Here is an 11211-nt window from a genome sequence, read left to right as displayed (position 1 = left end):
CCAAAGCCAGAATCAGGGCAAAGGAGGCCACCACCCAGACCACCAACTGATACCCTCAGCCCCGTACACCGGGTGGGTCAAAGTTCAACGCGCAGCCTGGGTCAGTTTTAAGTGCGCGCCAACAGCCTGAGGCAATGGTGGCTGATGGACACGAAGGCCCACGGCGCCAACGGTGTCTCGGGCAATGATCCGGCTGCCATCGAGCGCCGTTATGGCCCGGCCTTCGACGCGCGCCTGCAGCGCTTCAAGGCCATCCGACGGTTTGCGATTCGTCCCACGTTCCAAGCGCTGGGCGATGTCGCCTATCGGGCCGACCGTGGCGTGCTGGAAGGATTCATCCCGATGCCTCAGGTGTCCGCGGCGGGACAAAGCGTCACCGGCAAGGGCTTTGTGCCGTGGGTTCACCGCACCTCCACGGGGGTGTCCAGCCCACCCAACGCCGGCCGCTTCCATCTGCTCATCCGAATGGACGCCCAAGCGGCCGCGAACTTGGCGCGACAAGGTCGCAGCTACCGCGACGATTTGGTGGTGTTCTCCGTCAACCGGGTCTGGGTGGAGGGAACGGTGCCAAAGATGGACGTGACGATAGAGAGGGTTCGGCTCGGATACCGCGATGAAACGATCGACGTTGATTTGACCCATACGCAAGGAGCTCCGGCATGAAAGCAACCCTCGTTTCCCTCGGCCTGATCACCGCAGGGTTGGCTGCCTGCAGCAGCAAAGCTGATCTTCCCACCATCGAACAAGTCGCCCACGCTTACGAGGCGCATGCCAATGCCAACCTCTCCAGTGAAATGGGCCAACGAATCGAGGTCCGGGGTTGGAAAGACCTCACCGCGGATTGCACCTCAACTGGTCCCCAGCGTGCCACGTGCGTGACCGGTGGAACGTTGGACGTGGTCGGGTTCCAGGGCGGGCAGCAGTTGAAGCCCGTCCCCGTGCCGCCGGCTTACGACTTCGTCTTTGAGAAGCAGCCCACCGGCTGGGTGCCGGCCGGAGCCCAGAAGAAGGGCTGACCTTGCCAAGGACCGGAATCGCGGTATGCATTGAGGAACACCACTTTAAGGAGGTCCCATGTCTTACAACGCTCACCACACCCCCGGCGGTCACATGCAGTGGGGCTTGTTGGCCCCCGCCACTGTGATCCTTGGGGGAGCGGGCTTGCTGTTTCTTGCCGGGGCCCAAGAGATCGGCCAGAACGAGGGCTACGGCTGGCAGGCCGGCCTGGCAGCCGCTGGTGGGGCAGCCGTGCTGCTCTTGCTGGCGATTCTCTACGTGTTGAACTGGCGAGCGGCCCGCGTGCGCGCGGCAAGGGCCAGCGGGCTCCCGGTTTCGCCGCCCAAAGGTGGCTTTGGAAAGGGCGCCCTGGTGGGCTTGCTCGTCGTCGTTGCCCTGCAGCTGGCCAGCGTTGCTGTGGGCCTGCTCTACCCGGGGTTGGAGGAGAGCGAGCGAAACTTCTTCACCTCCGTGCCCCCGATGGCTCTGACGGCGCTCATGCCGGTGGCCCTCATCGTCGGTGGCATCGCAGGCAAGCTTTGGCGCTCCACCAGCCTGTAAGATCAATCCATGTCCTTTGGGGCCCCCGCGAGGGGGACTTTTTTTGTGCCAAGAAAAGCTCAGTGCCGCCACCGGTCGCTTCGCGCCGGCTTCTGTAAAAGCGGGGGTAGGAAAAGAGCGGATGACGCCTTCGGCGCGATAAGTGATGTTAGGAAAAGCTGCGGCCTTAGCTCCGCAGTTTTTGATTTTAGTCAATATTTTGTCCACCAGAACCGTGGACAAATTTTCAGGGCGATCTACCTTGGATACATGGGAAGGCAATAGTGCCAACCGACAAACAAGGATCTCGCCATGAACCACACGATGCTCATCACAAACGACACCATCACCGTCAAGGAAGCTCACGAAGCTGCGCATGCCGCTGCCAGCACTTTGTTTGACCAGTTGTCTGGGTATACCTATTCGACCGGCGCGGCGGGCTATCCCGCGTTCCAGTCTTCCGCTGAAGACGCATTGCTGGCTTTCCTGCTGAACCGCAATTGGGCAGAGCTGGGACGCGAAGACGACGAGCTGCTGGCTGAGCAAACCGTCTCTGTCAATGTGCAGCGTCAAGAGGACGGGGAGCTCCTCTATGAAGTGGGGCTCGACATCGAAGGGTCGGATTACGGCACCAATTGCAAGGTCAAAGACCTGGCGACGCTGAACGAATGGTTCGATGAAGAATGGATCGACGTGGAGTGCGCGGAGTGAGACGTGCTGACAAAAGAATACTCGCGTAAGAACAACCAATGTCCTTTAAGGCCCCCGCCAGGGGGCTTTTTTTTTGAAAAAACAAAGCCCAGAGCCACTGCCGGTCGCTTCGCGCCGGCTTCTGTAAAAGCGGGGGTGGGAAAGGAGCAGGTGACGCCTTCGGCGCGAGAAGTGATGTTAGGAAAAAGTGCGGCCTCAGTGTCGCAGTTTTTGCTTTTAGTCAAGATTTTGTCCGCTACAGTCGTGGACAAAACTCCAGTGCGATCTACCTTGAATTTGTGGATGGGCAATCGCGCCTTCCGAAAACCACCAAGGAAATCGACATGAAAATTCATCACCTCGTCAGCGACGGAAACCAAGCGGTCGCCATCACGCAATCGGCATCGAGTGGTGGTGGTTACGCGCACCCGGTGAAGCTCTCCGCCATTCGCTTCAACGTGCAAGACGCTGAAGCGGCGCTTGGCGAGCTCAACAAGTCTGGCCACCGTCACGAGAAGGCGTTCGAAGTGATCGAGCGTTGGGACGTCGATGCTCGCAACCAAGGGCCAAAGTCAAAGTTCGGTCGAATCCTTGCCGCCCTTGTGGACGAAGCGCAGGGCCACTTGAAGGGGCCGGTGATCTACGAAGCCAAAAGCATGCAGGAGGACACCGCGCGTGCGCTCAACGCCGCAGCGAAGCAAGCCAGGCTTTCGCAGGTCCTTCCTGCTACAGGTGGCCCGAGCATGATCATCGGTGGGGAAGTGTGGAACCCGCGCCAAGAGGCCCAGAGCCAAGCGCCAGCTCCGGCGGCGGCCCTGGAACCTCCCCGTCAGCGCGTGCGTCTGTGACCGCCGTCCAAGGAAAGAGAAGTGCTTAAACCCGTCCGTTCCCCAGACTTGGCCACCCTTCCGTCCTCCCGGGGCTACTCCCGTGATCTGGAGCGCTTGCAGGCGGCCGCCGCGCGCGTGCAGGTCACGCGAAACGAAGCCGTGCGCCAAGTGCTCGCCATGTATGCCGCCAAACCTTACCCACTGAGCAAGCGTCGGCTGGGTGGGGAACGGGACGTGCGGCTGGCCTACCTTCCGCTGCAGCGCAGCGTCTTGGAGGCGGTGGAGCAGGGCGCGGTGAACGCTGGGATTTCCACCGCAGAAGCGGTGCGCCAGATCATCCGAGACTGCGTCCAAGGACATCTCATTCGGAACCAGGTTCGGGGCAGCCGCCATGGCTGACCGCCACCCACCACCGCCAGGAAGTCCGAGCGCTGAGCTGATTCACGCGTGCGTCGAGGGAAGCCTTTTCGGCGCTCTACAGGCCCTGCGGCAGGGCGCCAACCCCAACGCGTGGCGCCTCAACGAAGGTCCCGCGCTCCATTCCGCACTTGCCTGGCCCCGCATCGTCGAAGCCCTCCTGCAAGCTGGTGCGCACCCTCAAGAGAGGAACCACTGGTGCGAGCGCCCGCTGGAAAAGCTGGCGGCGGACTACCAGCTGAGCGACGACGCCGACGAGCGCAGCCGACTTGAACAGACGGCGTTGCTGCTGTTGCGGCTGGGCGGCAACCCTCACCGGGGCAGCCCGTTCTGGAACACGCCATCGCTGAAGGCGGCGATGCCGCACGTGGTGGCCACGGTGGAAGCCGAACAACGTGCTGTCCACCTGGAGCATGCATGGGCAGCCCGGGGAAGTGTCAGTGCAAAGCGGGCAAGGCTGTAGAGCCAACGGCCCAACGCCGCCACCGGTCGCTGCGCGCCGGCATCTGTAGAAGCAGCGGTGGAAAAGAGCAGGTGACGCATTCGGCGCGAGAAGGGATGTTAGGAATAACTGCGGCCTTAGCTCCGCAGTTTTTACTTTTTGTCAAGATTCTGTCCACTACAACCGTGGACAAATTTCCAGGGCGGTCTACGTTGGGATCAGGAAGAACGCAACGCTCTACCCACCGACTGGAACCGCCGACATGACCCTTTCTCTTCTCGCCATCGCTGCCCCCATCGCCCTTCCTTTCAGCGTTAGGTTGGCCCAGCGCCTTGAACGCTGCATCGATCGTGCCCTTTGGGCGCACTGAGGGAAACGCCATGACCACGCGTGCCGCCCGCCACCGCTATTACGCATACGAGCGCCGCGATGGTTCTGTGTGTTACCTGCCAAAACTGTTGCACGAGGGGATTCAGCGCTACCCACGAACGATTGCGCACTACCACCTGGTGCAGTGGCTGGGAGTGTCCAAGTTGCTCAGCAAAGACGAATACAAGCAAATGGCGTGGCTGGGTTCACAGCGGGGCACGCTCCGAAACACCCACGATTCAACGCAGGCTCGTCTCACCGGCTGACACCCAGGGCAAAATGGCTCCATGACCCACGCTGCCCCTCCATCCACCCTTCAGGCTCCGGCCTACGGCCTGCTGCTCGGCCACACCGAGTGCCATTTCTGCCACGCCCCGTCCCCCACCGCCGCGATCTGGGTGCCCTCGTTCGAGGAGCACGACGACGAGGGTCTGGTGGATCAGGGGGAGGGTGCCGTGTTGCGCTACATCGAGCGTTTGGACGAGGACACTGTCGCTTTCGTGGCGGGCCACGCGCCCTGGCTTCGTTTCGCCACTACTCGAACGTCAGGGCAAACCTACCTGGCCCATCACTGCACCACCTGTGGGGCCCTTCAAGGGGACCACTTCGTGTTCTCGCCGGATGGTCCTTACTGGCCCCAGAGCGACGTCGAGCTTGCACGCCTGACGTTTGTCCAGGGCCTTGGCCCGCTCACCGCCCAAGCATCGGCAGGGCAGAGCACCTGGATGGACCGGGTCCCTCTGGCCTGCGCCCAGGCCTGACGGTATTCCCAAGTTCAACGCCGAATCGGTGTGCCGCCCGCGGCACCTCATTCAAGCCCTGTGCGCTGCGCGCGGCCCCAACGCCCGGCTTCTCCGGTCAAGGGCCATTCCAGGGCCCGTGTCCTCGCTTCGCTGCGGGCCGCGCCAGCCCTTCCATTTCCTCCCTTGACCGCGCCGAGCGGTGGGGCGGTGGGTTTCCCATTCCAAGACATCCGCACCGGATGCCCTGGACCGGGCCATTACTCACCAAGCGAGGAAACAACATGTTCGAGCCTTCCGACCTCATCCATTCCTACACCCGCGCCCAGGCGATCGAGGACGGCGTCTTGGTGGACGTGTCCGACGTGGCCAAAGAAGCCGGTTTCAAGTTGCCCGTGGCCATCACCCGCGCTGCGTGGGCACGCTACGTGGAAGTGCCCGCGGGACTGGAGGTGCGCGGCCAGTCGGTGGACGGCCGGCTCTGGGATGTGCTTTTCATGCTCCACGTCGCCATCAAGCGGCATCAGGGCAACGGTTCGGAGATCCACTACCAGCTCCACGTGGCTCTGTCCGACGCCGGCGACTGGTTGTCAAACGAAGCCCACCCGGAGGCCGGGTCTGGCCTGACGCGGTCGACCCATCGCCTTGTCACCTTGAAAGCACTGTGTGGGCCCGGGGACGCCCTGGAGCCGGTGGTCACCATCATGCTGCCCAACGAGGATTGAGAAGGGAGGGGGCAGGACATCGGCCCCCATCGTTTTCCCGTGCTGGTCCCGCCGCTACCATGGCGAGACGACAAGGGAGGAGTAGAGGATGGAAAAGTTCGATTGGTCGAAGGTGGAGTTTGCACGCACACCCTGGCGGAGCCGGGTTATCCCGGACGCGCTGCCCATCCTCATCCGGTGGGCGCAGGAGGGTGAAGCTCATTCCTACAGCGACCTGGCCCAAGAGCTGCACGACACCTTCGGACACGAGATCAAACCCCGCAAAGACCTCTACGGCACCGTCGCCGGGGGAGTGGCCCAGGCCCTGCAGTGGCTCAGCGAGCAGTGGAAGGAACCCATCCCGCCCCTCCACGCAATCGTCGTCAACAAGAACACGAAACACCCTGGCGAGGGGGCGATCACCATCTCGCCAGCTTACTTCGCGGGGAAGAAGCTGGACACCGAGGAAGAGCGCCGTGCGCACTTGCGAGAGGCGATGGAAGACGTTTTCACCTATCCCAATTGGGACCGGGTCGCCCGCGCTCTGGGAGCCACCATGCTGACCCCGTCCGCCGGGGCGGTTGAAGAGGTGGCAGCGGATGCGCCTCTTCCCCTTCCTAAAGTCCAGGAGGGGGGGCGGCCAGAGAGCGACGAGCACAAAGCGTTGAAGGCGTGGGTGGCCAGCCATCCCGAAGAGTTCGTGGACTTTGGGTACTTCCCCATGGGGAGCAACGAGAAGTTGTTGAGCTCGGGTGACCGACTGGACGCGCATTTCGATAACGGAAGACATCGCCTGGCGGTGGAAGTTAAAACCAGCAAGTGCTCGGAGGACGAACTCCAGCGAGGCGTCTATCAAGCGGTGAAATACCGCGCCGTTCTCCGGGCCGAGCAGAAGGCCATCCGCCACGTGCCCAACGGGGAGGCGGTGCTGGTGTCCACGCGCGCTCCGAACGCGGAAACCCGTGCGCTCATCAAGCGGCTGCAGGTGCGTTTCCAGCAGGTGCCGCTGGAGGCGGAGCAAGAATGAAGCCTGAGGAACTGGAACAACGTATTCGCCAAATCGATGGATTCGTTCGGGTGCTCACGCAGGAGTGCCACATCCTCGACGAGCGCCGGCACATTTTGTCCCCACTCATTCAAGACCCCGCGATCCAGGCAGGGCTCAAAGCCAAATTGGATAAGACCCCCGGCGCCAATGCGTGGAACCACTTGGCTCCGCTTCTTGGGCAAGACCTGGTGCGCGATCAGTCACGGCTTTTTCTGGACAACGATCTCAGGTCGGGTAGCCTGACCAACCTGTGGAGAAAGCTGCAAACAGATCCAGCCATCAAGGAGCACTACCGGGAGCGCTACGGGCGCATGTTCGATCACTTCCACGACGAACCGATCAGTGACCTGCCGCCCGAAAGCTCGGCTGTTTTCCAGGAGAAGTTCAGACAGAGCGATCGGGACGAAAATTACTCGCGCTTCGATAATGGCTGGGAAAAGGTCTCCAATGAAATGGTGATCCTTTCGGCTGATCCCGTGGCAGCGAAAATCAAGACCCTACGGGACAAGCACCACGCCCACCTGGAAATGCGCAAGCTGGACGAGGAGCCTGGCGCGTTTGACATCAACACGCTTGGGTTGACCTTCAATGAGGTCTTGGCTTTTGGCGATCGCTGTCAGGCCATCGTGGCAGAGCTGGGGCTGCTGCTGACCGGGACCAGCTGGGATCCACAGCAATACGCATCGGTTCACGAAGCCCAGGGCAAGGCGATGTGGAAAACCCTGGCTGGGGTTTGACTTCGAGGCACAACAGCGAAGAGCCCAGAAGCCGCCGCAGGTGGCCAAGCCACCTGCCTTCTGAAAAGCACGCTTGGTGCGAGGGCATTGCCTCCGGTCGGTTTTGGAGATCCGAAGCTTTGCCACTTCGAACGTGAGGGATGCCCCCCGCCTTCTTTGCCGTCAGGGGCATTTGAATTCAAAGCCCACCCAGTCGCTCGCTCCCAGGTCTTGCCAGTAGAACCGCGCGCCTGGACCCACGACGCTGCACGAGCAAGCCGCCGGCCAAACCGCGGTGCCTGGGTGGTTGACGAAGCCGTAACCTGGCATCGGAGTTAAGTTGGCGCGCAGCGCGTAGACACAGGCTTCCAAAGCCGGTGTTGGGCGGGTCACGCCAGGTGGCTCTGGCGTAAACGTGGGGGTGTCGTTCGTTTCGTATTGCCAGGTGCATGCCAACGAGGTGGCTTGAAGCTCGGCCAGGGTCCGGGGAGCGTTGCAGAAGATCGCCCAGCCGTAGTGCCCTCCGTCTCCCCACGAATGCCAAGATCGCCCGGTGTATTCGGGAAACGTCGGGGGTGGTGCGTTGGGTGTGCATGTATTGGCCTCGTTGCGACGAACCCCCGTCTCCGCCCAATTTGTCCAAGTGGTGAACGTCGGGCTGGGCAGCGACCACGTGGTGGCCGGGCAGTTGTAAGACCCCATCCTGGTCCGCCGCTGCTCGGCCTGCCACGTGTGCGATCCACTTTGGCCTGCCGGGCAAGCGGCACTCGCGGCGACCCACTGGGTTTCGGCTTGTGGGAAAGGTGCTGGGCAAGCCGCGCAGGTGGTGTTGGTTTGCGTCCAAGCGTCCCACGAACCGGTGCCCGTGCATGAGAAGGTCCGCCGCTGGCCGATCGAGCCAAACTGACCTGCAGGGCATCCCACGTTGCGGGTCTCGGGAGCAGGGCACGGAGTGCAGGTGCTGCTGGTCGTGGTCCAACTGCCGGCCGTCGTGGACCCAGCCCACGCCTCGTAAACACTCGGGTCGGTTCCGCAGTGGTGACGGCGGTGTTGGAACACCTGGCCCACCTGGCCCACTGGGCAGTTGATCGTTCGGTTCTCGCTCCACTCTCGGCACGGCATCGTGGTGCTGATCGGCGGCGGCGTGACCGGCGGTGAAGTGGGCGGAGCCGGAGGCGTCACGCTCACCGGGGGAGCGGGCGGCGTGACCGGTGGGGGCGTCGTGGGCGGAACGCTTGGTGGCGGGGCGGTTGGGGGCGACACCGGCGTGGAAGGTGGCACCGGCCCCACGGGCCCCACCGGGAATCCCACGGGCGGAGAACCGGGTGGAGTGGCCGGAGGTGTTGCTGGCGGCAATACTAGAGGCGATCCGGTCCACTCGCCTCCCAACAATCCGCTGTGGTAGACGAAGACCACGCGCGATTTGTCCGCACACGTGCGGCTCAGCAATCCGACGTCGAGTTGGCCGCCGGTGTTTCGAATCACCGACACGTCCGACACCTGCGCGTCCCACACCCCGCCCGCGTTGGCCGCGACCAGGGCCACGCACGCTTGACGAGGAAGGCCGGCGTAGCTCACGGAGAACGAATCGCCGAAGCGATCCACGGTGTAAGGCTGGACGTCCACCGCGCCGCCCCACGCGTTGGTCAAAACGTTTTCCCCGGCGCCGAGCTGGGATTCAGGGGCCAATCCATCGACCACCACGGCCGTGGTGCTCACCCCGCGGAACGTCCCCACCACCCCAAAGCTGCTTTCAAGACGACGGGACAGCTCGCGCAGGTTGCGCGTCTCGCTGGCCACCTTGGACTTTGCATCGACCTGGCCAAAGAACAGGAACATCGCGCCCGTGGCGGCGGTCACGGCCCCGAGCGCAAGCAAGGCCTCGGTGAGGGTGAAGCCCAGCGCGCTGCGCACGCCCTTGGAAACGTGGGTGAGAGTGGGCGAACAACGGGGGCGGGTTGTGTGCGTCATGCACTCAGCATGCGATGCACCTGGGATTCCGCAAGCCCCTGTTTTTAGTCAAAAAAAGGTCGATTTTTCATCTTGACATTGCTCGGCGATCTGGTTGCATGAGGTCAAGTGAGTGGGTCGACCTACTCACGAAAGTAGCTCCAAACAACCCAAGAGACCGCCACCATGATTGAAAGCCCCGCCAACTTGTCCCGCCTTATTGCTGGCCTTCCTTTCGCGCACATCCCTCCCACGGTTCCCGCGTTCCTGCCCGAAGGCAAACTTCGCCGGCAAGCCCGCCTGGCGCGCGAGCAACGCCACTTCGAGCGCCAGCTGCGCAAGGAGCTGAAATGGAAATGACCACAGACCGGCGTGCTCAACGGCTTCTGGATGCCATCGAGCACCGCAACCCACAGGCTTTGAAGAGAACCATTGCGGCCATCCGCGAGGCACGTCTGAAGGCGTGGAGGGGCCTGACGGCTTTCCCGTCCTTGGACCACCCGGTGGGGCCCAACGGAATCACCGCTTTCCACGTCGCTTGCATGGCGTGGCACGTGAACCAGGATGACCCGGCCAAGCGACAGTGCTACGACAAGATGGCTGGAATGCTGGCTGAAGCCGGAGCGGACGTGTTCGCGGAGTTCGGTCCGGCAAAACAACGCTGGACGATCATCGAAGCACTGCATGGCGCTGCGCCACCGTCTGTCAAAGCATGGATGGCCTCTCAGCCGTTCGATCTGCATTGCTCGGCGTCAAACACCGCCCACACGCTGCGGTGGGACTGCCGTCGTCCAGCCGCCTTGTCGGAAGGATAGAAAATAATCCAAGGGCTGAACGGCCCGAAAGGGTTGCAAAAACATGCACTTGCGCTATGGCAGCGTCGGGGTAGATTCGAGAGGAACCCCTATCTACTCACGAAAGGATGTCCTATGCGACTGTGCAACTTCTCACTCAAGGGTGGCGTCGGCCGCACGACGCTGGCCCTGAATCTAGCCGGGTGCTATGCCCGTGACCCCAGCCTGCGTGTGCTGGTCAATGACTGGGACCCCCAAGGCGGGGCCTGCGCGTTTGCCTCACTGTCGGACGAAACACCGTTCAGTGTCGGGCGATCGCGCTCCCCTGGCTTCGACGTGGAGATCACCGACACCCCGCCGCGTCTGCCGGACAACGAGGTGATTCCCGAGGCGGACCTCTACCTGGTGCCGACGTTGCTCGACGGGGCCAGCTTCCTCATCTTCCTGCGAACCGTGGATGTTCTTGAAAAGAAGGGAAAGCGTTACCTGCCCATCGCCAACCGGGCCAACGAGAGGCGGGCAGCCCATCGACGTCGCCTGGAGCACCCCAAGATGTCGGGCGCCATGCTGGTGCGGGATCGTGCGTTGTTTGCGGACTGCTACGAGGAGGGAAAGACCGTGTTCGACGCCAACGGCCGCTGGGCCCGGGTGGCCCAGGAGGAGATCCACGCCTTGGCGGTCCGGGTGCGCGACATCCTGGCTGCTGGTGCAGGCCGGAGGGCTGCGGCATGATGGAGCTTCCCTTGGTTTCCCTCCCAGACCTACCCATGGCCACTCGCAAAGCTCCTGCCAAGAAGGCTGCCACGAAGAAGGCCGTCAAGCGCACCTTGGATGACGTCAAGGACGTGACTGTTGGCGCGCACTTAAAACTGACCCAGGCTGCGCGTTGAACTTTGACCCACCCGGTGTACGGGGCTGAGGGTATCAGTTGGTGGTCTGGGTGGTGGCCTCCTTTGCCCTGATTCTGGCTTTGGT

The 11211-nt window shown here is 62.6% G+C and carries 17 protein-coding genes; 16 read left to right on the top strand and 1 reads right to left on the bottom strand.

The window, feature by feature from the left end; genetic code table 11:
* The first annotated feature begins 144 nt into the window (after positions 1-144).
* The 12 genes from WDC87_RS21045 to WDC87_RS20990 all read left to right on the top strand — a co-directional run bounded on the left by WDC87_RS21045 (position 145) and on the right by WDC87_RS20990 (position 7513).
* Complete coding sequence (locus tag WDC87_RS21045) at positions 145-663, top strand: hypothetical protein (protein ID WP_301655329.1); 519 nt, start codon at positions 145-147, stop codon at positions 661-663.
* Positions 660-1016, top strand: coding sequence for a hypothetical protein (locus WDC87_RS21040; protein ID WP_301655328.1), 357 nt, complete (start codon positions 660-662; stop codon positions 1014-1016). Before WDC87_RS21045 ends, WDC87_RS21040 begins: the two co-directional genes overlap by 4 nt.
* A gap of 58 nt (positions 1017-1074) precedes the next feature.
* Positions 1075-1557: a hypothetical protein gene (locus WDC87_RS21035; RefSeq protein ID WP_061478924.1), complete on the top strand. Its 483-nt coding sequence runs from the start codon at positions 1075-1077 to the stop codon at positions 1555-1557.
* A gap of 291 nt (positions 1558-1848) precedes the next feature.
* The gene (locus tag WDC87_RS21030; RefSeq protein WP_111008242.1) at positions 1849-2247 is read left to right on the top strand and encodes a hypothetical protein; all 399 of its coding nucleotides are present in this window, start codon (positions 1849-1851) and stop codon (positions 2245-2247) included.
* 323 nt (positions 2248-2570) lie between these two features.
* Entirely contained in the window at positions 2571-3074 is a 504-nt protein-coding gene (locus tag WDC87_RS21025) for a hypothetical protein (protein WP_301655327.1), read from the top strand.
* A gap of 21 nt (positions 3075-3095) precedes the next feature.
* A complete protein-coding gene (locus WDC87_RS21020; protein ID WP_301655326.1) occupies positions 3096-3455 on the top strand; it encodes a hypothetical protein in 360 nt (119 codons plus the stop codon).
* Positions 3448-3936 carry a hypothetical protein gene (locus WDC87_RS21015; RefSeq protein WP_012480707.1) on the top strand — a complete coding sequence of 163 codons (489 nt, stop codon included), beginning with the start codon at positions 3448-3450 and terminating at the stop codon, positions 3934-3936. Before WDC87_RS21020 ends, WDC87_RS21015 begins: the two co-directional genes overlap by 8 nt.
* Positions 3937-4295: 359 nt before the next feature.
* Entirely contained in the window at positions 4296-4550 is a 255-nt protein-coding gene (locus tag WDC87_RS21010) for a hypothetical protein (RefSeq protein ID WP_024956687.1), read from the top strand.
* A 21-nt stretch (positions 4551-4571) separates the two neighbouring features.
* Entirely contained in the window at positions 4572-5045 is a 474-nt protein-coding gene (locus WDC87_RS21005) for a hypothetical protein (protein ID WP_301655325.1), read from the top strand.
* 263 nt (positions 5046-5308) lie between these two features.
* Positions 5309-5749 (top strand): DUF6573 family protein, encoded by a 441-nt coding sequence (locus tag WDC87_RS21000; RefSeq protein ID WP_044570520.1) that lies wholly within the window; start codon positions 5309-5311, stop codon positions 5747-5749.
* Between the two features lie 88 nt (positions 5750-5837).
* Entirely contained in the window at positions 5838-6755 is a 918-nt protein-coding gene (locus tag WDC87_RS20995; protein WP_061478918.1) for a hypothetical protein, read from the top strand.
* Complete coding sequence (locus WDC87_RS20990; RefSeq protein WP_301655324.1) at positions 6752-7513, top strand: hypothetical protein; 762 nt, start codon at positions 6752-6754, stop codon at positions 7511-7513. Before WDC87_RS20995 ends, WDC87_RS20990 begins: the two co-directional genes overlap by 4 nt.
* Before the next feature lie 162 nt (positions 7514-7675).
* On the opposite strand, the gene WDC87_RS20985 is transcribed toward WDC87_RS20990, so the two are convergent.
* On the bottom strand, positions 7676-9406 hold the full coding sequence (locus WDC87_RS20985; protein WP_162292566.1) for a type 4 pilus major pilin: 1731 nt from the start codon (positions 9404-9406) through the stop codon (positions 7676-7678).
* A 222-nt stretch (positions 9407-9628) separates the two neighbouring features.
* On the opposite strand from WDC87_RS20985, the gene WDC87_RS20980 reads away from it, so the two are divergent.
* The 4 genes from WDC87_RS20980 (at position 9629) to WDC87_RS20965 (ending at position 11126) form a co-directional block, all read left to right on the top strand.
* Positions 9629-9802, top strand: a complete 174-nt coding sequence (locus WDC87_RS20980) for a hypothetical protein (RefSeq protein ID WP_156476632.1) — start codon at positions 9629-9631, stop codon at positions 9800-9802.
* Positions 9793-10257 carry a hypothetical protein gene (locus WDC87_RS20975; RefSeq protein WP_049430686.1) on the top strand — a complete coding sequence of 155 codons (465 nt, stop codon included), beginning with the start codon at positions 9793-9795 and terminating at the stop codon, positions 10255-10257. The genes WDC87_RS20980 and WDC87_RS20975 overlap by 10 nt, the downstream gene beginning before the upstream one ends.
* Positions 10258-10371: 114 nt before the next feature.
* Positions 10372-10968 carry a ParA family protein gene (locus WDC87_RS20970; protein WP_301655377.1) on the top strand — a complete coding sequence of 199 codons (597 nt, stop codon included), beginning with the start codon at positions 10372-10374 and terminating at the stop codon, positions 10966-10968.
* A gap of 35 nt (positions 10969-11003) precedes the next feature.
* Positions 11004-11126, top strand: a complete 123-nt coding sequence (locus WDC87_RS20965; RefSeq protein WP_301655376.1) for a hypothetical protein — start codon at positions 11004-11006, stop codon at positions 11124-11126.
* Positions 11127-11211: the final 85 nt, after the last annotated feature.

The sequence above is a fragment of the Stenotrophomonas maltophilia group sp. Smal12 genome, from assembly GCF_037079935.1.
Lineage (GTDB): Bacteria > Pseudomonadota > Gammaproteobacteria > Xanthomonadales > Xanthomonadaceae > Stenotrophomonas > Stenotrophomonas sepilia.
Note: the sequence above shows the minus strand (reverse complement) of the source record. Positions and strands in the feature narration are given on the sequence as shown.